This window comes from Allobosea sp. WAO, assembly GCF_001509835.1.
Taxonomy (GTDB): Bacteria; Pseudomonadota; Alphaproteobacteria; order Rhizobiales; family Beijerinckiaceae; genus Allobosea.
Window position 1 is genome coordinate 520395 of the sequence record NZ_JXTJ01000008.1, and the last position, 26904, is coordinate 547298.

Annotated in this window: 16 protein-coding genes and 1 tRNA gene; 11 read left to right on the forward strand and 6 right to left on the reverse strand. The window is 66.7% G+C overall.

Features of this window, described 5'->3' with window-relative positions; all coding sequences use genetic code 11:
• Positions 1-16: 16 nt before the first annotated feature.
• From DK26_RS17285 to DK26_RS17295, 3 genes are all read right to left on the reverse strand, one after another.
• On the reverse strand, positions 17-2503 hold the full coding sequence (locus DK26_RS17285; RefSeq protein WP_083533322.1) for a TonB-dependent receptor: 2487 nt from the start codon (positions 2501-2503) through the stop codon (positions 17-19).
• A gap of 108 nt (positions 2504-2611) precedes the next feature.
• Positions 2612-3586, reverse strand: coding sequence for a FecR family protein (locus tag DK26_RS17290; RefSeq protein WP_157089695.1), 975 nt, complete (start codon positions 3584-3586; stop codon positions 2612-2614).
• A 93-nt stretch (positions 3587-3679) separates the two neighbouring features.
• The gene (locus DK26_RS17295; protein WP_066475069.1) at positions 3680-4204 is read right to left on the reverse strand and encodes a sigma-70 family RNA polymerase sigma factor; all 525 of its coding nucleotides are present in this window, start codon (positions 4202-4204) and stop codon (positions 3680-3682) included.
• 359 nt (positions 4205-4563) lie between these two features.
• On the opposite strand from DK26_RS17295, the gene DK26_RS17300 reads away from it, so the two are divergent.
• From DK26_RS17300 to DK26_RS17315, 4 genes are all read left to right on the forward strand, one after another.
• On the forward strand, positions 4564-6351 hold the full coding sequence (locus tag DK26_RS17300; RefSeq protein ID WP_066475070.1) for a peptide ABC transporter substrate-binding protein: 1788 nt from the start codon (positions 4564-4566) through the stop codon (positions 6349-6351).
• Positions 6352-6495: 144 nt separating this feature from the next.
• On the forward strand, positions 6496-7455 hold the full coding sequence (locus tag DK26_RS17305; protein ID WP_066475071.1) for an ABC transporter permease: 960 nt from the start codon (positions 6496-6498) through the stop codon (positions 7453-7455).
• The gene (locus DK26_RS17310; RefSeq protein ID WP_066475072.1) at positions 7421-8362 is read left to right on the forward strand and encodes an ABC transporter permease; all 942 of its coding nucleotides are present in this window, start codon (positions 7421-7423) and stop codon (positions 8360-8362) included. Before DK26_RS17305 ends, DK26_RS17310 begins: the two co-directional genes overlap by 35 nt.
• 21 nt (positions 8363-8383) lie before the next feature.
• A complete protein-coding gene (locus DK26_RS17315) occupies positions 8384-10234 on the forward strand; it encodes an ABC transporter ATP-binding protein (protein ID WP_066475075.1) in 1851 nt (616 codons plus the stop codon).
• A gap of 188 nt (positions 10235-10422) precedes the next feature.
• On the opposite strand, the gene DK26_RS17320 is transcribed toward DK26_RS17315, so the two are convergent.
• Positions 10423-11337, reverse strand: coding sequence for a helix-turn-helix domain-containing protein (locus DK26_RS17320; RefSeq protein WP_184231630.1), 915 nt, complete (start codon positions 11335-11337; stop codon positions 10423-10425).
• A 266-nt stretch (positions 11338-11603) separates the two neighbouring features.
• Between DK26_RS17320 and DK26_RS17325 the strand changes: the two genes are divergently transcribed.
• The 3 genes from DK26_RS17325 to DK26_RS17335 all read left to right on the forward strand — a co-directional run bounded on the left by DK26_RS17325 (position 11604) and on the right by DK26_RS17335 (position 19884).
• A complete protein-coding gene (locus DK26_RS17325; RefSeq protein ID WP_066475077.1) occupies positions 11604-12347 on the forward strand; it encodes an AprI/Inh family metalloprotease inhibitor in 744 nt (247 codons plus the stop codon).
• Positions 12348-12360: 13 nt separating this feature from the next.
• A complete protein-coding gene (locus tag DK26_RS17330) occupies positions 12361-18774 on the forward strand; it encodes an autotransporter outer membrane beta-barrel domain-containing protein (RefSeq protein WP_066475078.1) in 6414 nt (2137 codons plus the stop codon).
• A gap of 210 nt (positions 18775-18984) precedes the next feature.
• On the forward strand, positions 18985-19884 hold the full coding sequence (locus DK26_RS17335; protein WP_066475080.1) for an HNH endonuclease: 900 nt from the start codon (positions 18985-18987) through the stop codon (positions 19882-19884).
• Positions 19885-20056: 172 nt separating this feature from the next.
• Here the strand turns inward: DK26_RS17335 and DK26_RS17340 are convergent.
• Positions 20057-20131, reverse strand: a tRNA-Gly gene (locus tag DK26_RS17340).
• A 191-nt stretch (positions 20132-20322) separates the two neighbouring features.
• Here DK26_RS17340 and DK26_RS17345 point away from each other — a divergent pair.
• The 4 genes from DK26_RS17345 (at position 20323) to DK26_RS17360 (ending at position 24215) form a co-directional block, all read left to right on the forward strand.
• A complete protein-coding gene (locus tag DK26_RS17345; RefSeq protein WP_066475081.1) occupies positions 20323-20838 on the forward strand; it encodes a prolyl-tRNA synthetase associated domain-containing protein in 516 nt (171 codons plus the stop codon).
• Between the two features lie 196 nt (positions 20839-21034).
• A complete protein-coding gene (gene trxA, locus DK26_RS17350) occupies positions 21035-21934 on the forward strand; it encodes a thioredoxin (RefSeq protein WP_066475083.1) in 900 nt (299 codons plus the stop codon).
• Positions 21935-21973: 39 nt separating this feature from the next.
• The gene (locus DK26_RS17355; protein ID WP_066475084.1) at positions 21974-22645 is read left to right on the forward strand and encodes an LON peptidase substrate-binding domain-containing protein; all 672 of its coding nucleotides are present in this window, start codon (positions 21974-21976) and stop codon (positions 22643-22645) included.
• A gap of 178 nt (positions 22646-22823) precedes the next feature.
• Positions 22824-24215: an MFS transporter gene (locus DK26_RS17360; RefSeq protein WP_083533323.1), complete on the forward strand. Its 1392-nt coding sequence runs from the start codon at positions 22824-22826 to the stop codon at positions 24213-24215.
• Between the two features lie 189 nt (positions 24216-24404).
• On the opposite strand, the gene DK26_RS17365 is transcribed toward DK26_RS17360, so the two are convergent.
• Entirely contained in the window at positions 24405-26798 is a 2394-nt protein-coding gene (locus DK26_RS17365) for a transketolase (protein ID WP_066475086.1), read from the reverse strand.
• Between the last annotated feature and the right edge of the window lie 106 nt (positions 26799-26904).

Here is a 26904-nt window from a genome sequence, read left to right on the forward strand (position 1 = left end):
GGTTTGGGGCGGTTGGCTAGAAGTCGACCTGGGCGGAAACCACGAAGGTCCGGGGCGCCCCGACGGCCAGGAAGCCGCGTGCTGCCGATGCCCAGTACGAGCTGTCGAACACGTTCTCGACGCCGGCCCTGACCACCACCGGCTTGCCTGCCGGCCCGGTGAACGCATAGCGCAGGCCGATGTCGAACCTTGTCCAGTCAGGGACCGACTGCGTGTTGGCCTGATCGTAGAACATGCTGCTCGTGTAGATTATCCGGCCGGTGGCGGTGAGGCCCTTCACCCAGGGCAGGTCGTACTCGCCGTAGAGATTGATCGCCGTTCTCGGGATGCCCGGCGCAGTCTTGCCGTCCAACATGCCGCCCGCTGTGCTGGCGAGCTCGGCATGCATGAAGGTGACGCCGCCGAGCAGCCTCAAGCCTTCGAAGGGTTCGCCGAACATGGTGAGCTCGAGGCCACGATTGACCTGGAGTCCGCTGACCGAGAAGCGGTTCGTGGCCGGATCGGTGAAGCCGTTGGGCTGCCGGATCTCGAAGAGCGAGGCCGTCATGGCGACGGTCCCGAAGTCGTACTTGATGCCGACCTCGGTCTGTTTGTTGACGACCGGAGCGAACACTTCGTTGGCGTTGACGGCTCTCGCCGGAGGGCTCGGTCCTTCGGTCAGGCCCTCGATGTAGTTGGCATAGACGGAGAGCTTGTCGGTCGGGCGAACGAGCGCCGCGATCGCCGGGCTGAAGCGTCCTTCCTGATAGTTGGAGGCGCGCGCGCCCTGGGTCGGGACCGGCCGGGTGACGTAGCTCTTCAGATCGATGTGCTGATAGCGGCCACCGAGCGTGACCTGGATCCGGTCGCCGGCCATCGACAGCGTGTCTGCCACCGCGATGCTGCGCAGGTTGAGGCTCGTGAACAGCGGCTGCTGGCTGGACCTTGGGAAGCCGATCGTGCTGACCGAGCCGCGCGGCAGGTGCGCCGGCGCGTAGATATTGGTCGGGAAGCTCGGCAGCGCGACCGGGAAGAAGCCGCGCGAGTAGTTCTCGTTGATCGACTGTGAGGCCGAGATGTTGAACTGGTGCTGGATGAACCCGGTCTGGAATTTCGAGCGCAGACCGACCTCGCCCGAAAAGCCCTGGAGCTCCAGCGGCATGATGGTTAGGCTGTTCGTCGCACGGCCGTCCGAGCCTGTGATCCGGTAGTATGACGAGAGGAAATCCTCGCGGTAGCGGCTGGCGCCCGCCGCGGCATAGATCGTCGTGTCGGGCGTGAGGTCGAACTCCATCCGGCCGGCAATCATGTTGTAGCGGCTGTCGATGTACTCGAGCGAGCTCGAGGTGTTCTTGCGGCCGTTCGGAGCCCTGGGGATGACGATTCCGGGCGCGACCTCGTTGAACAGGGAGGTCGGAGCCGTGACGTTCTGGGTCGAATGCGCGAGGTCCAGCGACGCGCGGAAGCGATCGCCCCGGTAGTCGAGGCCGAGCGAGGCATTGCCGACCTCGATGTCGTTCTTGTCCAGCGCCGTGTTGCCCTGGCGGTAGGAGCCGTTGAAGCGGACGCCCCATTCCTTCGACGCGCCGAAGCGGCGGCCGAGGTCGAGATGCGTCCAGAGCTGCGAGTCGCTGAGATAGGTGGTCGTGACGCGGGTCAGAGGCTCGTCGAAGGCGCGCTTGGGAATGAGGTTGATCGTACCGCCGATGCGGGCGATGCCGCCGTTCAGCAGTGCGGTCGGGCCCTTCAGGATCTCGACGCGCTCGATGCCTTCGACGAAGCTGCGGCGCGGATTGGCGATGTAGGCCAGGCCGTCGAACGCAGTGTCGAGATTGACGACCGAAAAGCCGCGAATGAAGAAGGAATCGCGCTCGCTGAACGCCGGAGCGTCGTTGCGCACGGACGGGTCGTTCTGCACGACGTCGGCGAGCGAGCGGGCTTGCTGGTCCCGCATCAGCTTGTCGGTATAGCCGGTCACGTTGAACGGCGTCGTCATGACCGACCGGTTACCGAAGAATCCGAGCCTCGTGCCGGTTCCGACCTGCCCGCCCGCGTAGGGAACGGGAGGCTGACCGATCGTTCCGGTCGGCGGTGGCAGCCCTGCGCCGTCGACGACCACCTCGTCGAGCGCAATCGCGCCGGCCGGCGCCGCACCGGCGGCGCCCGGTGCCCGCCGAGCCTCGACCGTCACCGAGCGCGCGCCGGTGAAGCGATAGGTCAGCCCGGTGCCGGCGAGCAGCCGCTGCAATGCCGCTTCCGGCGAGCTTGCGTCCGAGACCTCGGTCGAGCGCTTGCCGGCGGCGAGGGAGGACGGCACGAAGATCTCGATCCGCGTCTGCCGCGAAAAGGCGATCAGCGCCGAGGACAGCGGCTGCGCCGGGATGGAGATGCTCGTGCTGGCGGCCGGCGGCGTCTGGGCGAGTGCAGGGATGGACTGGAGTGAGGCGAGGGCTGAGCTGGCGAGCAGAGCCGTGACGAGCGTCGACCGCCGGAAGCGCCCGCTGGCCGGAATTGCAGTGTTCATGTCGCCAAAGTCCTCGTCCGCAGTCATGCGGAGCGCCGCTTTGGCGCCCCCTCGCTGGGGAAGACGCTGGTCCGATGAAAAGTAATTAGGCGGTCGCCCGAAATTTTCTCACCAGGCCACGAGGGCGGCGAAATAGCCGGTCGCGCGGAGCAGCCGCAGATCGAGATTGCGGGCGATGGTCTCGAGCGCCGCGTCAGGGCGCTTGGCGTCGAAGACGGCGGTGACGCGCCGCTTGCCGAGCTCGCCGCCGAGCAACTGGACATGGCCGCGGCGGTAGCGGCCAAGCTCGCTCAGCACGGTGTCGAGCGGGGCGTCGTGGAAGACGATCTGGTCCTGCCGCCAGGCCTGCGCCGTATCGAGATCGGCCGTGCGGACCGGCGAGACGCCGCGTCCGTCATAGCTGACCTCCTGGCCGGCGCTGACACCGACCGCCGGCCCGCCGCCGGCGCTGACCGCGACCTTGCTCTCGGTGACCACGACCGAGACCCTTTCGCTGGGGGCGATCTTGACGTCGAATGCGGTGCCGAGCACCGCGATCTCACCCTGTCCGGCGCTGACGACAAACGGCCGCTTCTCGTCCCTGGCGACACTGAAAAAGGCCTCGCCCGCCACCAGCCTGACCGCGCGCCGCGCGCCGTCGATTTCGACATCGATGGCGCTGTCCGGCCCGAGCTCGATCCGTGAGCCGTCGGTCAGCGCGATCGTGCGGCGCTCGCCGATCGCGGTTCGGTGATCGGCGAACAACCCCGGCGGCTGCAGGCGCAGGCTGGCCGTGACGGCGAGGAGCAGCATCGCCGCGGCGGCGAGCGGTTGCCAGAGCGGCCGCCGCCTGCGCCGGGGAGTGGTGACGGCTGCGGCAGGCATCGCGAGCTTCGGCGGCGCAAACTGGTCGAGCGCCCCCCAGATTGCTTCGAGCTCGTGCCAGGCCCGTTCATGCGCCGGGTCTGCCTTTCGCCATGCGGCAAAGGCGGCGCGATCCGCCTCCGAGGCCTGCTCGTCGCGCAGTCGGACGAACCAGGCGATGGCGGCATCGTCGATCGTCTCGGCCTGGACCGGTTCCATCAGCGGGTCGGTCCGGGCCACGAGGCCGGTTTTCGCAGACGCATCGCGCGCCAAAACTCCATCTGGCCGCTCTTCGGCCCTGTCCTGATTCTCTAGACGATCCCGCACGGAAAACTAATTAGCGCCCAGGGAATTTTTCTCGCGCACGCGCTGCCGCAGCAGGCGCATGGCATTGGCGAGATGGACCATCACGGTGTTGCGCGAGATTCCGAGACGCTGGGCGATCTCGGCGTAGCTCAGCTCTTCGAACTTGTGCAGGAGCAGCACCTCGCGGCTGCGCGGGGGCAGGGCGGCGAGCTCTTGCTCCAGATCTGCGAACCTCTCCTGCTCCAGCAGCCGGGCCTCGGCCGATGGGCCCGGGTCGGGGATCGCCAGCGTATCCGGCTCTTCGGTCGTGAACAGCAGCCTGCCGCGCTGCTCTCGTCGCCAATGGTCTATGGCGATGCTGTCGGCGGCGCGGCTGAGATAGGCGCCGGGATCGCGAAGCTCGGCGCGCGGCGTCCGCAGCAGGCGCAGGAAAAGCTCCTGTACGGCGTCCGCCGCCTGCTGGGCGCTGAGCCCGCGCCCGATCAGCCGCCGCCGGAGCCTGTCCTGCTCGGTTGCGTAAAGTGCGGCCACGCTGAGCGCCTCGTCAGACATCGGTCTCCACGGTCACTGCGCCCTTCGGCGCCGCGCCCGCTATCGACCGACCCGGGGAATAAAGTCAACAAAAACAGTAGTTTATAGAAAGTCTAATGTGTCGATTCGAGGTTTCTGGCGTGCTCCGCCGACTGTGTCGCGGGCTCGGGTGACGAGCGGCCCGGAACTTGCTGGTGCGAGCGAAAGCCGCGCCCGCCGCGGTTTTGGTTCGTGGAGCGGCAGACAAAACCATCCCTCCACAAGCCGCCGGTTGACGCTTTTCGCGGCACATGCCTTGCTGGTGCAGCCGACTATCAAAAATGAGGCGAAAAGCCTCGCTTTCGGAACAGACTGACCAAGGTCAGCAGAGGGGATGAGCTATGGACGACCACAAGTTGCGCGAACTGGTTGAGGGCGTGAAGGACGGTGCGATCTCGCGGCGCGCTTTCATGCGTCGAATGGCGGCCGTTGGTGTCGCCGCTCCCTTTGCATCGCAGATCCTGGCCTGGAACGGCGTCGCGATGGCGCAGGCCTCGCTCGCCTATAAGCCGACCAAGGCCGGTGGCGGCGGCCCGCTGAAGATCCTGCTCTGGCAGGCGCCGACGTTGCTCAACCCGCATTTCGCCAGCGGCACCAAGGACCAGATCGCCGGCCGCATCTTCTTCGAGCCGCTCGCCGGCTGGGACAAGGACGGCAACCTCACCCCGCAGCTCGCGGCCGAGGTGCCGACCCGCGCCAATGGCGGGCTCTCCGAAGACGGCAAGGTGGTGACCTGGAAGCTGAAGCAGGGCGTCAAATGGCATGACGGCAAGCCTTTCACCGCCGACGACGTCGTCTTCACCTGGGAATATGCCGCCGATCCGGCGACCGCCGCATACACCACCGGCTCCTACACCAACATCAAGGTCGAGAAGGTCGACGACCACACCGTCAAGGTCATCTTCAAGGAGCCGACGCCGTTCTGGGCCGACCCCTTCGTTGGTGTCGTCGGCCAGATCCTGCCGAAGCATCATTTCGGCGAGTACAAGGGCGCCAAGTCGCGCGAGGCGCCGGCCAATCTCAAGCCGGTCGGCACCGGCCCCTACAAGTTCGTCGACTTCAAGCCGGGCGACATCCTGACCGGCACGCGCAACGAGGACTACCACGTCAAGAACCAGCCGCATTTCGACACGATCGAGGTCAAGGGCGGCGGCGACGCCGTCTCGGCGGCCCGTGCCGTGCTCCAGACCGGCGAGTTCGACTATGCCTGGAACCTGCAGGTCGAGGACGAAGTCCTGAAGCGCATGGAGACCGGCGGCCGCGGCAAGGTCAGCGCTGTGCCATCGGGCGACATCGAGTTCATCATCCTCAACACCACCGATCCGTGGACCGAGGTCGATGGCGAGCGCTCCAGCATCAAGACCAAGCACCCGACGCTGTCGGACCCGAAGGTGCGCGAGGCCTTCAACCTGCTGATCGACCGCGACTCGATCCAGAAGTTCATCTATGGCCGCGGCGGCACCGCGACGGCGAGCTTCGTCAACGAGCCCAAGCAGTTCAAGTCGCAGAAGCTGAAATACGAGTTCAACGTCGATAAGGCGAACAAGATCCTCGACGACGCCGGCTGGAAGCGCGGCTCGGACGGCATCCGCGAGAAGGACGGCAAGAAGCTCAAATACGTCTACCAGACCTCGATCAACGCCCCGCGCCAGAAGACGCAGGCGATCATCAAGCAGGCCGCCCAGAAGGCCGGCATCGACCTCGAGCTGAAGTCGGTGACGGCGTCGGTGTTCTTCTCCTCCGACGTCGCCAACCCCGACACCTATACCAAGCTCTACGTCGACATCGAGATGTACACCACGACGCAGCCGCAGCCCGATCCGGAGCGTTTCCTCAACCAGTTCGTTTCCTGGGAGATCGCCACCAAGGAGAACAAGTGGCTGGGCCGGAACGTCTCGCGCTACTCGGACCCGGCGGCCGATGAAGCCTACAAGGCGGCGCAGAAGGAACTCGACCCGGCCAAGCGCGCTGCGCTGCTGATCAAGGTCAACGAGATCTTCTGCGAAGCCAATGTGATCCTGCCGCTGCTCTCGCGCACCCGCGTTGCCGCCTCGGCGAGCAACCTGATGCACGACCATAGCGGCTGGGACGTCGACACCTGGAACGTGGCTGCCTGGTATCGCAGCTGAGGCTGGCTAAACCGCTCGCGGACGGTTGAACCCGTCCGCGAGCGGCCCTCTGCCGCTTCCGCGTGAGTTGGCCCGGCCCGGTGGTGTCTCTTCGCCATCGGCCCGCGCGGCTCGCTTTAGCGACCCCGTTCACGGGAACCCTTGATGGCGACTTATCTTCTGCGGCGATTGCTGATCGCCATTCCGAGCCTGCTCGGCATCAGCCTGATCCTGTTCACGGTCCTGGCGATGGCGCCGGGGGATCCGTTCTCGGAAATGGCGACCAACCCGAATGTCCCGCCCGAGGTGCGCGAGGCGCTACGTGCCAGCTTCGGCCTCAATGATCCGATCATGGTGCGCTATCTGCGCTGGCTCTCCGCCATGATGCAGGGCGACTGGGGCTTCTCCTTCGCCAGCCGCATCAATGTCGACGACCTGATCCTGCAGCGCGTCCCGACCACGCTCTTCGTCGTCGGCACCTCGCAGATCCTGGCGCTGTGCGTCGCGCTGCCGGTCGGCATCTATGCTGCGACGCGGCCCTATTCGGTCTTCGACCAGGTCGCCAACACGCTCGCCTTCGTCGGGTTCTCTCTCCCGACCTTCTTCACCGGCCTGCTGCTGATCCTGCTGTTCTCGATCAAGCTCGACTGGTTTCCCTTCGTCTATCGCTCCGACATCGCGGCGACCGGCTGGCGCTGGTACTGGGAGATGTTCCGCCAGGCGATCATGCCGATCACCGTGCTCGGCCTGTTCCAGGCGGCGTCATACACCCGTTATGTCCGCTCGGCTGTGCTCGACGTGATCCGGCTGGATTACGTTACCACTGCGCGCGCCAAGGGCCTCGGCGAGAAGACCGTCACGCTCCGGCACATCACCCGCAACGCGCTGATCCCGGTCGTCACCTTGGTCGCCCTGCAGATGCCGGCGGTGTTCGGCGGCGCGATCGTCACCGAGCAGATCTTCCGGATTCCCGGCATCGGCTCGCTGCTGATCGACGCGATCCTCGCCAACGACACGCCCGTGATCATGGCCGTCACCTTCGTCTTCGCCTGCCTGGTCGTCCTCTTCAACCTCATCGCGGATCTGCTCTATGGCTGGCTCGACCCTCGCATCTCCTTCGGCTGATCCGGCTGCGGCCGCCGCCGCGGCGAGCGTATCGGTCTCGCCCGGGCGCGAAACCTGGCGGCGCTTCCGCCGCCACCGTCTCGCCATGGCGAGCACGGTCATCCTCTTGCTGCTGATCCTCGGTGTCGTCATCGGCCCATGGATCTGGACGGTGCCGATCAACGAGATCGATTTCTCGGCGCAGCTGCAGGGGCCCTCCTGGGCGCATCCCTTCGGCACCGACGATCTCGGCCAGGATCTGCTGGCCCGCATGATGTATGGCGGGCGCATCTCGCTCGCAGTCGGCCTCGCCGCCATGGTGGTCGCGACGCTCGTCGGCGTGGTTGTCGGCGCGCTCGCCGGCATGTCGCGCCGCGGGCTCGACCCGTTCCTGATGTGGGTGACGGACCTCTTCCTGTCGCTGCCTCAGCTGCCGCTGCTGCTGCTGGTGATCTATCTCTTCCGCGAGCAGCTCAAGGCCGTCTTCGGCGTCGAGGGAGGCGTCTTCATCCTGATCGTCGTCGTCATCGGCGGCCTGCGCTGGATGCCGGTGGCGCGGCTGGTCCGGGCCCAGTTCTTCTCGCTGCGCGAGAAGGAGTTCGTCGAGGCGGCGCGGGCGCAGGGTGCGACGAAGACGCGCCAGATGGTAGTCCATATCCTGCCGAACGCGATCGGCCCGGTGATCGTCGCGGCGACGATCGAGGTCTCCTCGGCGATCATCGCGGAGTCGACGCTCTCCTTCCTCGGGCTCGGCTTCCCGCCGGACATCCCGACCTGGGGGCGCCTGCTCTTCGACGCGAAGGATCATCTCGATGTCGCTCCGCATTGGGCGATGTTCCCCGGCGCCGCGATCTTCCTGACCGTGCTCTCGATCAACTTCATCGGCGACGGCCTGCGCGATGCCTTCGATCCTCGCCGCGTCATCTGAAGCCGACCTGAAAGCGACCTCATGACGACTCCAATCCTCTCCGTCTCCGGCCTGACGACCTCGTTCCGGGTCGAGGGTGCCTGGCGTTCCGTGGTCCGGGGCGCCACCTTCGATATCGCGCCGAAGGAGACCGTGGCCCTGGTCGGCGAGTCAGGCTCAGGCAAGAGCGTGAGCGCGCTCTCGATCATGCGCCTGACGCCGCCCGGCTCGAGCAAGATCGAAGGCAGCGTCAAGCTCTCGGGCAAGGAGCTTCTGACGTTGCCGGAGGCGCAGATGCGCGAGGTCCGCGGCAACGAGATCGCGATGATCTTCCAGGAGCCGATGACGAGCCTGAATCCAGTGCTCACCATCGGGTTCCAGATCGCCGAGGCGCTGATGCTGCATCGTGGCCTGTCGCGCTCGGCAGCCGAGGCGGAGGTGATCAGGCTGCTCGAGAAGGTGCGGATCCCGGCGGCCAAGGCGCGCTTCCACGATTATCCGCACCGCTTCTCCGGCGGCATGCGCCAGCGCGTGATGATCGCGATGGCGCTGGCCTGCAAGCCAAAGCTCCTGATCGCCGACGAGCCGACCACGGCGCTCGACGTGACGATCCAGGCGCAGATCCTCGAGCTGATCAAGCTGCTGCAGGAAGAGGAGGGCATGTCCGTCCTCTTCATCACCCACGACATGGGCGTCGTCGCCGAAATCGCCGACCGCACGGTCGTGATGTACAATGGCGAGCAGGTCGAGACCGGCCGGACCGAAGACATCTTCGCCAATCCGCAGAAGCCCTACACCAAGGCGCTGCTCTCGGCGGTGCCGCGGCTCGGCTCGATGGAGGGGCGCCGGCGGCCGATGCGCTTCCCGGTGGTCGACCGCAAGACCGGCCTCTCGGACGTCCCGGCCGAAACGGCCGACACCGTGGCCGCGAGCGAGCGCCCGGTGCTCGAAGTCGCCAATCTGACGACGCGCTTCGATATCCGCTCCGGGCTGCTCGGCGGCGTCTCCGGCCGGGTGCATGCAGTCGAGAACGTCTCTTTCAGTCTGCTTTCGGGCGAGACGCTGGCGCTGGTCGGCGAATCCGGCTGCGGCAAGTCGACGACCGGGCGCTCGGTGATGCGCCTGATCGAGCCGCTCTCCGGCTCGGTGCTGCTCGATGGCGAGGATGTGCTGAAGCTCGACCAGAAGACGCTGCGCGAGCGCCGGGCCCGCATGCAGATGATCTTCCAGGACCCGTTCGCTAGCCTGAACCCGCGCATGACGGTCGGCACGGCGGTCGCCGAACCCCTGCTGATCAACAAGCTGGCCAATCGCCGGGAGGCGCAGGACAAGGTCGCCGATCTCCTCGTGCGCGTCGGGCTCCAGCCCGACATGGCGAGCCGTTTCCCGCACGAGTTCTCCGGCGGGCAGCGCCAGCGCGTCGCGATCGCCCGCGCGCTTGCCGTCGAGCCGCGGTTGGTCGTCGCCGACGAGGCCGTCTCGGCGCTCGACGTCTCCGTGAAGGCGCAGGTCATCAACCTGATGCTCGAATTGCAGGAGCGGATGAAGCTCGCCTATCTCTTCATCTCGCACGACATGGCGGTGGTCGAGCGGGTCAGCCACCGCGTCGCGGTGATGTATCTCGGCGAGATCGTCGAGATCGGTCCGCGTGCGGCGATCTTCGGCAATCCCCAGCACCCCTATACCAAGCGGCTCCTGGCTGCGGTGCCGGTCGCCGACCCGGCGCGTCGCCACGAGAAGCGTCCGGTCTCGAACGACGAGATCAGGAGCCCCGTGCGCACGCCCGACTATGTGCCGCCGGCCCGCCAGTACCGCGAGGTCTCGCCGGGGCACGCGGTGATGATCTGGGGCGAGGAATGGGAGACGCGGCAAGCGCGCGCCTCGGCCGCTTGAGGCTCGCCCGGCAGGGTTCGTCCCAGATCCTGGTCGGCGCTGGCGGGCTTCAGAGCGTTTCCGCGGTTCGCTGAAGCGCGGAAACGCTCTACAACCGTGCCCATGTCGCCATGCTGAAGAAGCAGGAGACAAAGCGGGTCGTCTCACTCTCCGCGATGCCGTCCGTCAGACCGTGAATGGCTGACGCCTCATGCGTGGACTGCCATTCTTGCCGCCTGTCTGAACTCTCCCGGAGGCATGCCGAACTCGCGCCGAAACATGCGGTTGAAGTTGGCCTGATCCAGGAAGCCCGATCGAAACGCGACCGTGCCGATCGTCGCCGCAGGCTCGTTCAGCAGGAGCATGCGGGCATGTTGCAGCCTCGCCGCCCAGATCGTCGCCGATACGCTCCTGGGCTGATGCTCGAAGGCGCGATAAAGCGAGGCGCGCGAACAACCCAGAGAAACGGCCAGAGCCTCGACGCAGAATTCCGGGTCGGTGCAGTGTTCCGCAATCATCTGGCGTGTCGCGGCCAGCAATGTCGGCTGATCGCCTTCCAGATGGCGCGCCTTGTCGGCCGAAAGTGCCAAGCGTGCGAATTGTATCGCGATATCGACGGCGGCGCCTTGTTCTTCAGGCGACAGCTCGGGTGCTTCGTTCGCGAGCGTGCGCAAATGGGAGGACAGCAGCCTGACTGCGCCCTGGGGAGCCAGGCACCCGACATTCAGCGGGCCGGCACTGCGTTCGAAGACCACGCCGACTTCGCGGTGCTTCCGCCAGTGCGCAGTGACGGGCCGGGCGAAATCGGTCACATACACGTCGCCAGCCTGCAGCTGCACGCGCCGATCCCCGAAGCTTACTTCCGATCGCCCTTCGACGACCAACCCGACATAGATTTCGACGCCGCTATCGGCGCGGCATCGCCGCTCCGAGCGTTCGACACGGATCGCGGTCGAGAAGTGATCCCAGAACTCACCTGCGTCACCTTTCATCCGCCGCAGGGTCGCATGAAAGGCGAACGCGTCCTCATCGCGACCGGCGATCTCCATGCGCTTCAGCACGGTTTGCGACCAGAAATCGAGCCGGTCGCTCGGCCGCAGTCCGTCAGTGGCGATCTCCATCATGCCGAGCATGCTCTCCGGTAGAAGGCCGTCAGCGGTACGAGGTGCCAAGTGCACTGGGCCGAAGCGCACCCGAATCGAACTCTGGAATGGGCAACCAGCGAGCGAACTGAGACAGCCTTGCCCAGTTGAGACGTCCGGACAAGACAGGGCGAGACGCTACGCCTAACGAGATGTTGCCCAAGCGATCCAGAAGGTAGGTGCCCCTCCTGGAGAGATCATCCTTGCCTGGCCCACGCCGCTTGCCCGGAGCTGCATCTGTCCGGTTCGTGCGACATCTCGCAATCGTCGCCCTGACCGCTCCCGCGCCTTGGCTCGCGCCGACCGCCGCGCTTGCCCAATGGGAGCGAGGGGCCTCCTACGCCGGCGTCTGGTCCGTGCGTTTCACCGACTCCTTCGGCTCCCGGCAAAGTTGCAGCGTCGAATTATCGGCGGCCGGCAGCATCATGGGGGCGTATCGCGCAAACCCTCGCGGCTGCGGCTCCGCCCTGGTCGCCGTGTCGCGCTGGCAGCCGCGGCGGGGCGGCATCTCGCTGGACGACATCTCCGGCCGGCCGCTGATCACGCTCAGGGCCGGATGGGACGGGCTTTCCGGTACCGATGAGGCCGGCCGGCCGATCCGGCTGGTCGCTGGCGGCGGGCAGCGCGGCTCCGGGTTCGAGCCATCCTTCGACCAGCACACTGCGCCGTCACGGGGCTGCTCGGTCTATTACGGGCAATCCGAGCGCTGTGCCGAAGCGCGGGACATCGTGGCACCGCGGCTCGCGCCTGGGCAGTCCACCACGGTCAGGATCGTCTACCCCGCCAATCTGCGCCAGTTCCCCTCGCTCGGAGCGCGGTCCCTTGCGCTCATCCCCGTGAACACCTGCGTCACGGCCGACTCCTGTGCACGGCAGGACGACGGCGCCGAATGGTGCCGCATCAGCCATGCCGGCCGCACGGGCTACGTCGTCAAGCTCTTCGCGCGCGATGGGCGGCGCCAGATTCTCTACTCTAACCAGTGCGGGCCCTGATGAGACCCGTCGCATGAGCAAGAGCGGAACGAGCAAGCAACGCTATACGGCCACGGTCGCGTGGCGCTGCATCGCCCTGGCGATCGCCGGTCCTTTGGCACTGGCGCCGCGCACCGCCCATGCCCAGTTCTTCGATGCGCCCGGGCCCGGCGAGATCGACGAACCGTTTCGCCCAGGGGGCAGGCAGGTCGTTTCCGGGGACCTCACCTCGGCACAGAGCAAGCCAGCGCTGAGCATGAGGTCCGTGGGCGGCAGCGATATCGGCCCCTATGGTGATGGCAGCCGCAGCGAGAACATGCTGCTCACATTCCGATCGGGTACGCTTTCGCTGTCCGGAGACGACGGCGTCGGCATCTTGGTCGAGACCAAGGGGGGCGATGGCCGCAGCATTCCGCGCGGCACGCGCGAGCCCGGCGGTTCCGGCGGCCGCGGCGGCGACATCGACATCCTGCTCGAGCCAGCCGCGACGATTCGGACATCGGGCCGATCCGCCCATGGCGTGCAGGCCGTCAGCACGGGCGGCGACGGCGGCAATGGCGGCGATGGCCGCGTGTTCGGCCCGACCGGCAAGCCAGGCGGGGACGGCGGCGCGGCCGGACACATCACGATCGTTAATCGCGGGACGATTGTGACGTCCGGAGAAGGTGCCTTTGGCCTCTATGCCCGCAATGCCGGCGGACGAGGCGGAAATGGTGGCGACGACAAGGGCATCGTCTTTTCGCGCGGCGGCAAGGCCGGGGAGGCCGGCGGCCAGTTCGAGATCACGGTGGACAACAGCGGCTCCATCACGACCTCCGGTGACCACGGCATCGGCATCTTCGCGAAGAGCCTTGGTGGCGGCGGCGGCGATGGTGGCGATGCCAAGGGCGGCCTGGTCTCGATCGGCGGCCGCGGCGGCAACTCCGGCGACGGCGGCGATATCATCGTCACCAACAGCCGCAGCGTCCTGACCTCGGGCCGGTTCGCTGCCGGGCTTTCGCTGGAGACGACAGGCGGCGGCGGGAGCGCCGGCGGCTCGGCCCTCGCCGCGACGCCAGGCCTCTTCAACGTCGCCGTCGGCGGCGACGCCGGCAGCAATGGTGACGGCGGACAGATCAAAGCGATCAATGGCGGCACGATCATCACGCGCGGCGAGCTGTCGCCGGCGATCAAGGCCGCCAGCACCGGCGGCGGCGGCGGCACGGCCGGTACCGCCAATGTGATCGGCTCGATCAATCTCTTTTCGCTCGGCCTCGGCGGCAGCGCCGGCGATGGCGGCAGGGGCGGCAGGGTCGAGGTCAACAACAACGGCAGGCTGGAGACGCACGAGGCGCAATCCGAGGGCATTCTGGCGGTCAGCACCGGCGGCGGCGGCGGACAGGGCGGCGCGGCGAAGGTGCTCGGCATCGTAAGCGTGCTCAAGCTGGGGATCGGCGGTGCGGGCGGGGCCGGCGGCGATGGCGGCGCCGTCACAGTCGCCAATGGCGGTCAGATCGTGACCAAGGGCGCGCAATCCGCGGCGATCTCGGCCCTGAGCGTCGGTGGTGGCGGCGGGCATGGCGGCGCTGCCGATGTCATTTCCGTGTCGCCGACGGCAAACATCTCGCTTGCGATCGGCGCGACCGGCGGAGCCGGTGGCAATGGCGGTGCGGTCCATGTGCACAATGGCGACGCCGGGACGATCGTCACGGAGAAGGCCGGCTCGTCCGGCATCAAGGCGCAGAGCATCGGCCAGGGCGGCGGCAATGGCAGCATGGCGAGCAGCAGTGCGCTGACGATCGGCCTCGCGCCGTCGACAGACCCGATTTCTGCCGTCAGCTTCAACATGGCGCTCGGTGGCTCCGGCGCAGCCGGCGGCGGTGGCGGGCCGGTCACGGTCGGCAATACCGGCGCGATCACCACGGGCGGGGCGTTCGCCGACGGCATCTTCGCGCAGAGCGCCGGCGGTGGCGGCGGCGAAGGCGGCTTCGCGCTGACGCGCAGCCTGACCATCGCGGCCGGCCACGCCGTCACGATCGCATCGACCATAGGCGGGAAGGGCGGCATCGGCGGCCGCGGCAGCGGTGTGCTTGTCGAAAGCAGTGGCAGGATCACGACGACGGGCGACAGCGCCATGGGCATCCTCGCCCAGAGCGTCGGCGGCGGCGGCGGCAAGGGCGGCGGTGTCTTCACCAGCATGGGAGCGAGCTATTCGAGCATCGCGGAGCGCTGGACCAACCCGACGCAGGTGACCGCCCATTCGATCGCGCTCAGCATCGCCGTCGGTGGCGAAGGCGGCATCGGCAATGCCGGCGACAACGTCATCGTCAGGAATGCGGGGGCGATCTCGACCAGCGGCGCAAACGCCTTCGGCATCGTCGCGCAGAGCATCGGCGGCGGCGGCGGCATGGGCGGCAACAGTCAGACTTTGACCGGTGGAAGCGCCACGGTCACCGCCAATGTCACGGTCGGCGGCAAGGGCGGCGCCGGCAATCACGGCGGCAAGGTCGATGTCAGCAATACCGGCGATATCACAACCAAGGGCTCGGGATCGGCGGCGCTCTTCGCGCAGAGCGTCGGCGGCGGCGGGGGGCATGGCGGCAGCGCGAGCACGCTGTCGCACGAGGTCTATGACGCGGCCTTCGCGGCCGGGGGCAATGTCAACGGCATCGCCTCGCTGTGGCAGGCGCTGCGCCAGGCCAAGGGGGATCCCGACTTTCTGAAGTCATGGGGACAGAAGAAGTGGGACATTTCCGCCTCGGTCAGCACCGGGATTGCGCTGGGCGGCAACGGTCTGGGCGGCGGCGATGGTGGCGACGTCAAGGTCGAGAACACCAAATCCCTGCAGACCGAGGGCGAGCGCTCGCCCGGCATCTTCGCGCAGAGCGTCGGTGGCGGCGGCGGCAATGCCGGCGCCGTCAAGAATGACGAAGAAGAGAACAAGATCGCGAACATCGCCGGATTGATCGCCAAGGTCGTGGAACTCGGGCTGGGTGCAAAGGCCTTCAGCGCATTCAAGGCGCTGGATCTGAGCTTCTCCACCAACATCAATGTCGGCGGCCAGGGCGGCAGCGGCGGCTCCGGCGGCGTCGTCGCCGTCAACAATCGCGGTACGATCAGCACCAAATCGGCGGAGTCGCCGGGCATACTGGCGCAGAGCATCGGCGGCGGCGGCGGCAATGGCGGCCAGATCGGCCAGGAAGCAGAGGCCCCTCCCGCATTCAGCCTGCCCTCGGTCCTCGACCTGCTGCCGCTCTCGCCCAGCGGCAATGTCACGATCGGCGTCGGCGGCAAGGGCGGCGCCAATGGCAGCGGCAGCGTGGTCATCGTCTCCAATAGCGGCACGATCGCGACGGCGGGCGCGAGTTCCGAGGGCATCCTGGCGCAGAGCATCGGCGGTGGCGGCGGCAATGGCGGCAGCAGCAACAGCGCCGTCGGCTCGGCCAACCTCAACCTGGCAATCGATATCGGCGGCAGGGGCGGCGCTGCGGGCATGGGCAGCTTCGTCGCCGTCCATCACGAGGGCGGTGCGATCTCGACCTCCGGGGCGAATTCGGCGGGTATCGTCGCGCAGAGCGTCGGTGGCGGCGGCGGTCGAAGCGCCGCCAGCACGATCGGCGGCGGGTTGGCGATCGAACATCTGACGCACAAATCGCAGGTGAAGGCCGGCACGGCGGGCAGCGGTGGCGGCCTTGGCGGTCCCGTCCAGGTCATTGCCAAAGGCGCGGTCACGACCAAAGGCGAGCAATCGGCCGGCATCGTCGCGCAGAGCATCGGCGGCGGCGGCGGCCTCGTGACCCTTCAGGTGGTGCTGGACGAGAAAACGCTGCGGCCCGAACTCCCGGCTCCGACCCGGACGACCGATACCACGCTCGTCCTGGGAGCGAGCGGTGGCATCCAGGGCGATGGCGGCGAGGTCAGGGTCAACCTCGAGGGCGCCTTGCAGACGTCGGGCGTCAATGCCTTCGGCGTGCTGGCGCAGGGCATCGGCGGTGGCGGCGGGTTTGTTGCCGCCCCGGCGAGCGAGGTCGAAAACGGGCCGCTGAGGGTGACATTGGGGGCTAGCGACGGAGCGACGGGCCATGGCGGCGCCGTCAACGTCCAGGTCGGCACGATCACGACCAGCGGCCGAAACGCCCATGGCATCGTCGCACAGAGCATCGGCGCTGGTGGTGGCGTTGCCGGCTTGACGACGAGCGCCGGCAAGGTCTCGCTCGACAGAGCTTCGAAAGGCGGCTTCGGCGATGCGCGTAGCGTCAGCGTCGGGGTCGCCGGCAAGGTGAGCACGACCGGCGACGGCGCCATCGGCGTCCTCGCCCAGGCGATCGGCGGTGGTGGTGGCCTGACCGGCGATGCGGCCTCGGTTCGCTACGGGCCCGGCCTCGTCAGGGACAGCAGCTTCGTCGGCGGGGCCGGCGAAGGCGGCGACATCGCGATCCGCGTCAATGGCGAGGTCGGCACGGCGGGTGCAAACGCACCGGCCATCCTGGCGATGAGCCTCGGCAGCGGCGCCGTCTTCTCCGATCAGGGCATCATGCTGATGCGGCCCTGGGAGGCCGCAGGCAACAGCGGCAGGCTGATCGACATCTCCGTCGGCGACAATGGCAAGGTCTCCGCCACTGGGGCTGGCTCACCGGGCATCTATGCGGTCAGCATGGGAAATTCCGGCGCAGGCGTGGGCGGCAATCATCGCGGCGAAGAGATCAGGATCAATATCGGTGCCCGCGCCAGCGTCAGTGGCGGCACTGGTGATCAGGCTGCGGGTATCGCGACCATTACCCCGGCTCTGACGGTGATCACGAACGCCGGCACGGTCTCCGCGCTCGGTGGTCTCGCCATCCAGACGGCAAATCGGGCCCGCATCGAGAACAGCGGTACGGTCGTCGGCAATGTCCTGCTCGGTGCGGGCAGCACGTTCGAAAATCGGGAACCCGGCCGTCTGCACAGCGGCACGACCTTGCGCATGGCGACGCTGAACAATGCCGGCATCCTCAATCCCGGCGGCGAGAATGCGCTCGGCGCAACGAGCTTCTCTTTCGTCCGGACCGCCCTGGACGGTTCCCTGCAACAGAGCGCCACCGGGCGTTACGCGGTGGACCTCGACTACTACGACCGCAAAGGGGATTTTCTCTCGGTTAGCGCCCCTTCGCGCTTCGACGGCAAGGTGAAGCCGCTTCCGCTGCGGGCGCTGCGCGACATTCCGCTGGAGATCGCGAGGTTCGAGCAGCCCTTGTCGAGCTACGGCGCCGTTATCGACGACCGCTCGCCCGTGTTCCATTACGACCTCAAGCAATCGGGCCAGCAGAGTGTGACCATCGCGATGGGCGCGAAATTCGCTCCTGACGGTCTCGCACTGGCGAAGGACCAGGCGGCAACGGCGAACTATCTCCAGCAGGTCTGGGACCAGCAGGGCCCCGACAGCCCCGCGGACGGCGCGCGCGAGACCGCATCGCGCATCTTCGGGCATCTCAGCCGCGTGCAAAGCCAGGAAGCGTATCTCGGCGCGCTCAAGGAGATCAGCAACGATGCGACAGGCGCCCGCGGCGCCGCGATGGCAAATGAAGCGAGGGCCTTCGCAGAGAGGCTGAACAGCTGTCCGGCCTTCGTCAGCGCCGATGCCAGCATGCGAGAGGTCGACTGCGTCTGGGGTCGTTCGATCGCGACGCGGATCGATCGAAGCGGCTCGATCGACGACAGCGGCTATCGCACGAAGCAACTGACCTTGCAGGTTGGTGGGCAGAAGCAGGTTTCTCCCGGCTGGTTCCTCGGCGGCTCGCTCGGCTACAGCGCGGCTCATACGACGACCAGCTACGACGATGTCGATATCCGCTCGCAGGGCGTCATGGCCGGAGCGGTCCTGAAGCGCGAAATCGGCCCATGGCTGCTCTCGGCCTCGCTGCTCGCCGGGTATGATACTGCGGATCTGAAGCGTGATGTCTTGCTCGGCAGTTACTTTGCGCGCGCTTCGGGCACCGCCCACGCTTTGCAGCTCGGCGGCAAGCTGCGCGCCTCCTATCAGTTCACCTTCGGCAACTGGTATCTCAAGCCGATGGCCGATCTCGATCTGCATTTCATCAAGCAATACGGCTACCGCGAGCGCGGCGCGGGACTTTTCGACCTCGTGACGCTCGATCAAAGCCGCCTCGGCGCCACGCTCTCCCCGGCGCTGGAGATTGGAACACGCCTCGAGATCGCGGGCATGGCTACGCGCGCCTATCTGAACGCCGGCGCCAGCTTCGCAAGTCAGGACGGCTGGCAGCAGCGGCAGCGTTTCAGCGCGCTCGGGAGCGGCGATGGTTCTCCCAGCTTCAAATCCGAGACGGGCATGCCGCGGGCCTACGGCAACGCGCGAGCCGGCATCGATCTCGTGACGAAATCCGGCTGGGAGCTCAGGGCGGAATATGGCCTGCGTGCCGCCAGCGGCTATCGTGAGCAGAGCGCCGAACTCCGCGCCGCTTTTCGCTTCTGAGCGATATGCGGCTCGTCGTTCTGGCTTTCTTCAATCGGGCTGCCGGCGAACGTTGAACGATGCGGCGAATTTTCGCCGGCACATGTCGCAAATGGTCGCGCGATGCACGGAAGTGAACACTCGCTTCTTCGGTTGCCGCGCGATGGCGAAAGATTGACCTCGGTGCCGAACCTTGATCACCTTGCCGAAGCAAACGAGATTTGAGCGAGCATGGCCTTCTGCGTCTTCATCCATCGGCAGGATTCGATCTACGACGACAGCCCGGCCGAGCGGTATCAGTTTCCGCGCCAATATCTCGGTCGCGTGCAATCCTGCGTAGGCAACTGGATAATCTACTACGAGCCGACAAAGGTTGCCGGGACGCGCGGCTACTTCGCGGTGGCCAAAGTCCAGCAGGTGATTCCCGATCCGGCCACGCCGGGTATGTACATCGCCATCATCGAACCGGGCAGCTATCTCGACTTCGCCAATCCCGTACCTTTCGCCGATGATCAGGGCGTGATCGAGCGCGGCGTCCTGAACGAGGAGGGACGCATCTCTGGCCGCGCTCAAGCGGCGGTTCGTCCGATTTCACCAGCCGACTTCAGCCGGATCATCAATCTGGGCCTGGACGACGAGGCTCCGCTGCTGCCGCGTGTCGATGAAAAGGCGGGGTCGGACGGCTTCGCGGAGGAGCAGGCTCCGTTTGTGTTCCAGCAGGATCGCGAGCGGACGAGTTTCCTTGCTTCGCGGATCGTTCGCGACCGGGTGTTTCGCCGCGTCGTCCTGCGCGCTTACGACGAACGCTGCGCGATCACAGGCCTCAAGCTGATCAATGGTGGTGGCCGAGCCGAGGTCGCTGCAGCTCACATTCGTCCCGTTGAGAGGAGCGGGCCTGACATCATCAGCAACGGCATTGCCTTGTCAGGCACCGCTCACTGGATGTTCGATCGTGGTTTGATCAGTCTGTCTAACGACCTCGACATCCTGATCTCGCGGCAGACGAATGACGCCGACGGGATACGCAGCTTCATAAACAGGACAGGTCGAGCACGACCACCGCTGCGAGCTCACGATCGTCCACATCCGCATTTCCTGCAGTGGCACCGAGAGAACTGTTTCAAACAGTGAGGGGTAGCGGGGGCGGACCAAGAGGGCCTGTTCGGCCTCGGATCGTACCTGCAACCCGCAGATGGCCACGACCGTTGGGGCTTTCGGAAATGACCCGGAACGTCGCTGACCAGAAAAGCAAAAAGCGCCGGGAAACCCGACGCTTGCATGCTTCTCTTCATCAGAGATTGTCTGGAGCGGGCGAAGGGATTCGAACCCTCGACCCCAACCTTGGCAAGGTTGTGCTCTACCCCTGAGCTACACCCGCATCCGAGACATTCATCCGCGCCGCAGCGCCGATGGGCGGCTTATTGCCCATAGCCGCGAGGAGCGCAAGAGGCTTGTTGCAGGAATTTCACAACTCGCTGCCCGGTTCGGCTGGGGGCAATGTCTCGGGCTTGCCGAGATGGGGGTGGAAAGCTAGGAATTTCGGGCTTTTTCGCGTTTCTCAGGGCAAAAATGACCGCGCCAATTTCTCCTAAGGATCTCGTCACCGCCTTGGATAACCTCGGCATCGCCACCACCCGGATCGACCATGAGGCGGTCTTCACCGTCGCCGAATCCAAGGAATTGCGCGGCGCTATCAGCGGGCATCACACCAAGAATCTGTTCCTCAAGGACAAGAAGGGCCGGATTTTCCTGGTTTCGGCGCTCGAGAGCACGCGAATCGACCTGAAGCGTCTGCACGAGACGCTCGGCGCGAGCGGAAGGCTCTCCTTCGGCTCGGCTGAGCTGCTGATGGAGAAGCTCGGCGTCACGCCAGGCTCGGTGACCGCCTTCGCCGTGATCAACGACCGGGAGGGCGATGTGACCATGGTGCTCGACGCCGGGCTGATGACCGGGGAGCCGATGAACTTCCATCCGCTGGTCAATACGGCGACGCTCGGCATTGCCCGCGACGACATGCTGGCCTTTCTGCGCTCGACCGGCCACGAGCCGCTGATCGTCGCGCTGCCGGCACCGCCCGAGGTTTGAGGCGCAAGACCTGCGCCGGCCGTCGCATGAGATGCGCCGGTGGCAATGGACAGAACGGATGAAGCTCCCCATCTATGGGAGCGCGGATCGGGCAGCGCTGCCCGGCGGTTTCGGTTTTCCGGGCAATCACCTAAAAGGCGGGGCTGAAACCCTGCCGACGCAGGGCCCGGCTTGTTGACGAGATGAAGGACGACCCATGCTGGTCAATGGCGAAGCGGCACCGGCCCCCGGGCTGATCAAGGACACGACGACGCAGGGCTTCCGCCAGGACGTCATCGCAGAGTCGATGAACCAGCCGGTGCTTGTCGATTTCTGGGCGCCTTGGTGCGGCCCCTGCAAGCAGCTGACGCCGGTGATCGAGAAGGTGGTCAACGAGGCCGGCGGCAAGGTCAAGCTGGTCAAGATGAACATCGACGAGCACCCGGCGATTGCCGGCCAGCTCGGCATCCAGTCGATTCCAGCGGTGATCGCCTTCCAGCGCGGCCAGCCCGTCGACGGCTTCATGGGCGCCCAGCCGGAGGGCCAGATCAAGGCCTTCATCGAGAAGCTCGTCGGCCCGGTAGGACCCGGGCCGGCCGAGGAGATGCTCGCTGCCGCCGCCGAGGCGCTCGAAGCCGGCGATGCCGGCGGCGCGAGCGAACTCTATGCCGAGGTGCTGGCGCTGGAGCCGGAGAATGTCGGGGCGATCACCGGCATGGCGCGGCTGCATTTCGATGAGGGCGACATCGAGGGCGCCAAGGGCTTCCTCGCCATGGTGCCGGCAGACAAGGCTGAGGACCAGGCCGTGGCGGCGCTGCGTGCCGCGATCGAGCTCGCCGAGCAGGCCGCCTCGCTCGGCGACACCGCCGAGCTCGAGGCCAAGGTCGCTGCGAACCCGAAAGACCATCAGGCCCGCTTCGACCTGGCGCTGGCACTGAACGCCCGCGACCAGCGCGAGGAGGCGGTCGACCAGCTCATCGCCATTCTCAAGGCGGACCGGAGCTGGAACGAGGATGGCGCGCGCAAGCAGTTGCTGCAGTTCTTCGAGGTCTGGGGGCCGATGGACGAGCATAGCGTCGCCGGGCGCCGCAAGCTGTCGGCCGCGCTCTTCGCCTAGACCGAAACGAAAGGGCGAAGCGCAGATGGGCAAGCGCCGATGGGCATGAACGCGGTTTATCACGGGCCTGAGGATTGCCCGGCGGTCATCCCGTTGTTTCCGCTCAGCGGCGCCCTGCTGCTGCCGCGCGGGCAGATGCCGCTCAACATCTTCGAGCCGCGCTATCTGGCCATGGTCGATGATGCGATCCGGACCCATCGCGTCATTGGGCTGATCCAGCCGGAGCCGGAGAGCGGCCGGCAGTCGACGGCGCCGGCGCTGCTGCAGGTCGGCTGCCTCGGGCGCATCACCCAGTTCGCCGAGACGGGCGACGACCGCTATATCCTGACCCTGACTGGCATTTCCCGCTTCCGGCTGGTCGAGGAGCTTTCGGTCACCACCGCCTATCGCCAGGCCAGAATTTCCTATGACGATTTTGCGGTCGACTTCCAGGCGCGGGCCGGGGAGGAGGCTGTCGACCGCGCGAGCCTGCTCAAGGCGCTGCGCAGCTTCGCCAAGGCGAACGAGCTGAAGATCGACTGGAAGGGCGTCAACGAGGCGCCCAACGAGGCGCTGGTCAACGCGCTCTCGATGATGTGTCCCTTCGGGCCGCGCGAGAAGCAGGCGCTGCTCGAGGCTCCCGATCTCAGGAGCCGGGCCGAGGTGCTGGTCGCGATCACCGAGATCGAGCTCGCCCGCGGCGGTTCCGACCCGGACACGACGCTGCAGTGAGCGATTTGCGGGTTGCCCCTCGCCTCGTCGTCCCGGGCGGCCGGAGGGAGACCCGGGACTCATGCCTGAGCCTTTCCGATCGAGGTTCAGGCATGGGTCCCGGATCGGCGCCGCTGGCGCGGCTTGTCCGGGATGACCAGCTTCCTCTGTATTCAGGTTCGGTCCTTTGAATGTCGCGGTGACCCAATCCGGTGGTGCGGACAGCGCTCCCGCAACCTATCCGCCGCGGCGCTCCGTCGTCGCCTGGATCTTCTTCGACTGGGCGGCCCAGCCCTTCTTCACGCTGGTCACGACCTTCGTCTTCGCGCCCTTCTTCGCGGCCGCGCTCGCCTCCGATCCCGCGCAGGGACAGGCACTCTGGGGCTATGCGACGGGCTTTGCCGGCCTGTGCATTGCCTTGCTCTCGCCCCTGCTCGGCGGCATCGCCGACCGGACCGGTCCGCGTAAGCCCTGGATCGCCAGCTTCGGCGCGCTGCTCGTCATCGGCTCAGGCATGCTCTGGTACGCCGAGCCCGGTTCGCCCGCGGCCGTGCCGATCGCGCTGGCGGGTTTCATGATCGCGACGATCGGCGCCGAATTCGCCACCATCTTCAACAATGCGATGATGACACGGCTGGTGCCGCCGGAACGGCTGGGCCGGCTCTCCGGCACGGGCTGGGCCGTCGGCTATCTCGGCGGGCTCGTCTCACTGGCCCTGACGCTCGGCCTGCTCGCCGCTGATCCGCACACCGGAAAGACGCTCGCCGGGCTTTCGCCGCTGTTCGGGCTCGATGCGGCGAGCCGCGAGGGCGACCGCTTTTCCGGTCCGCTGACCGCGCTCTGGTTCGTGATCTTCGTCGCGCCGATGTTCCTGCTGACGCCGGATTCGCCGCGCACCGGCATCTCCTTCCGGGAGGCCGCCGGTGGCGGCGTGGCGCGGCTGAAGGCGACGCTGGCCGAGCTGCCGAGCCTGCCTGGCTTAGGCCGTTTCCTGCTCGCCAACATGATCTACCAGGACGGGCTCGTCGCGCTCTTCGCCTTCGGCGGCATCTACGGGGCAGGGGTGTTCGGCTGGCAGACGATCGAGCTCGGCGTGTTCGGTATCCTGCTCACCATCACCGGCACGCTCGGCGCCTTCCTCGGTGGCAAGCTCGACGATGCCGTCGGCGGCAAGCCGGTGATCCTCGGCGCCATCGCCTGCCTGCTCTTCGCCTGTATCGGCATCCTCTCGCTCGGGCCGGGCCAGGTCGCCTTCTTCATCGAGGCGACGCCGGCTGCTCCCGGTGATGGCTTGTTCGCTTCGCTGCCGGAGAAGGTCTATCTCGGGCTCGGCCTTCTGATCGGCCTCGTAGCCGGGCCCTTGCAGGCCTCCTCACGCAGCCTGCTCGCCCGCATCGCCCCGCCGGCGCGGATCGGCGAGTTCTTCGGTCTGTTCGCCCTAGCGGGCAAGGTGACCTCGTTCATGGGGCCGACCCTGGTCGCGCTGGCGACGACGCTCTTCGCCAGCCAGCGGGCCGGGCTCGCGGTGCTGATCGCCTTCTTCCTGACCGGAGGTTGGCTGATCGCCGGGGTGAAGGTGAAGCGGGGCTGACTGCGCCCGCCTGAACCGTTTCCGTCATGCTCGCCCTTGTGGCGAGCATCCATGTCTTTGAACCGCAAGGCCTGAAGCAAGACGTGGATGGTCGGGACAAGCCCGACCATGACGTGAAAGAGCGCAGCGCGCCCCTTCATCCGGCCCTTCGGGTTACCTTCTCCCGCAAGGGGAGAAGGGAAGCGCGTCTTACGGCAGAGCCTTCAGATACCGGACCGGCCGGCCGGGCGCCGCTGCCTGGGCTGCGTGGACGATCGCGTTCGCGTCGATGCCGAAATGGCGGTAGAGGTCGGCGACCGTGCCGGTCTGGCCGAAATGCTCGACGCCGAGCGCCTTCTGCTTGTGGCCGTGGACGCTGCCGAGCCAGGCCAGCGTCGCAGGATGCCCGTCCAGCACCGACACGATGCCGCAATCGCGCGAGAGCTCGCCGAGCAGGCGTTCGACATGGCTGGTGGCGCGATGGTTGCCGCGCTGGCGCGCACGTTCCGCCGCCTGCCAGCCGGCATTCAGCCGGTCGGCCGAGGTGATGGCGAGCAGGCCGACATCGCGGCGGTCCTCGGCTAGCAGGCCGACCGCCTCGATCGCTTCCGGTGCGACCGCGCCGGTATAGGCGATCACCACCGAGGCGTTCGGGCCGGGCTTCCTCAGCCAGTACGCGCCGTCGATGATGTCGCGCTCCAGCTCGGGCGTCATCGCGCGCTTGGGCTGCTCGACCTGCCGGGTCGAGAGCCTGAGATAGACGGAGCCGCCGGTCTCGTCGCGCAGCCAGGTGCGCTCGTCCGGATCGCCCTCGCCATCCTTCTGCAGGTATTCGAACGACCAGCGCATCATCACCGAGAGCTCGTCGACGAAGGCCGGCTCGAAGGCACAGAGCCCGTCCTGGCTCATGCCGATCAGCGGTGTCGCGATCGACTGATGCGCGCCGCCCTCGGGCGCGAGCGTGACGCCGGACGGCGTCGCGACGACCATGAAGCGGGCGTCCTGGTAGCAGGCGTAGTTCAGCGCATCGAGGCCGCGCGAGATGAACGGGTCGTAGAGCGTGCCGATCGGGATCAGGCGCTCGCCGAAGATCGAGTGCGACAGGCCCAGCGCCGAGAGGTTGATGAACAGGTTCATCTCGGCGATGCCGAGCTCGATATGCTGGCCCTTGGGAGAGAACTCCCATTTCTGCATCGAGGGGATGCGCTCGTCCTTGAAGGTGTCGGCCATAGACGCCCGCGCGAACAGGCCGCGCCGGTTGACCCAGGGCCCGAGATTGGTCGAGACCGTGACGTCGGGCGCGGTGGTGACGATGCGGTCGGCCAGCGGCCCGCCGAGCTTGGCGAGCTCGTCGAGCACCTTGCCGAAGCCCATCTGGGTCGACATCACCGGCTGGATGCCCGCTTCGAGCTTCTCCGGGACGGGCAGGGCGGGCGCGGAAAGGCGGCGGCGCCCCTCGGCGAAGAACGGCACTTTGCCAAGGAAGGCGCGGATCTCGCTCTCGGGCAGGTCGAGGCCCTCGAACAGGTCCCATTCATGGCCCGGGCGGACCTTGTTGGCCTGCTTGAAGCCTTCCATCTGCTCTTTGGTCATCAGCCCGGCATGGTTGTCCTTGTGCCCGGCGAGCGGCAGGCCGAAGCCCTTGACCGTGTAGGCGAGGAAGCAGACCGGCCGGTCATGGTCGATCGCCTCGAAGGCTTCGAGGATCGAGGGCAAATCGTGCCCGCCGAGATTGCACATCAGCTTCGAGAGCTCGGCGTCGGAGCGCTTCTCGATCAGCTTGGTGACCGGACCCTGGTCGCCGAGATCGTCCATCAGGCGCTTGCGCCAGGCGGCGCCGCCCTGGAAGGTAAGGGCTGAATAGAGCTGGTTCGGGCAGGAATCGATCCAGGCCTTCAGCCGCTCGCCGCCCTTCTCCTTGAAGGCGGCCTGCTGCAGCGAGCCGTATTTCAGGGTGACGACGTCCCAGCCGAAATTGCGGAACATCGTCTCGAAGCGGTCATAGAGGCCTTCGCGGATCACCGCGTCGAGCGACTGGCGGTTATAGTCGATCACCCACCAGGTGTTGCGCACGCCATGCTTCCAGCCCTCCATCAGGGCCTCGAAGATGTTGCCCTCGTCGAGCTCGGCATCGCCGATCAGCGAGACCATGCGGCCTTCGGGGCGGTCCTTCGCCCAGCCATGCGCCTTCACATAGTCCTGGGTCAGCGACGAGAACAGCGTCTGGGCCACGCCGAGGCCGACCGATCCGGTCGAGAAATCGACGTCGTCGATGTCCTTGGTGCGCGAGGGGTAGCTCTGCGCGCCCTTGTAGCCGCGGAAATTCTCGAGCTTCTCCTGCGTCTGCAGCCCCATCAGATAGTTGATGGCGTGGAAGATCGGCGAGGCGTGCGGCTTCACCGCCACCCGGTCCTGCGGCTTCAGCGCCGCCATGTAGAGCGCCGTCATGATGGTGGCGAGCGAGGCCGAGGAGGCCTGATGGCCACCCACTTTCATGCCGTCGCCATTGTCGCGCAGATGGTTGGCGTTGTGGATCGTCCACGAGGCCAGCCAGAGGATCTTCTTTTCCAGTTCGGCGAGAACGGGCAGGCGTGGGTCGGACATCGGGCGCGCTCCTTAGATTAGCGTATCATGCACATTCGCGCTGGCGAAAGCAGCTAAAGACGACGCTGTGGGCTTCCAAGCTTGGCGGGTTTCGCTAAGAGTGGGG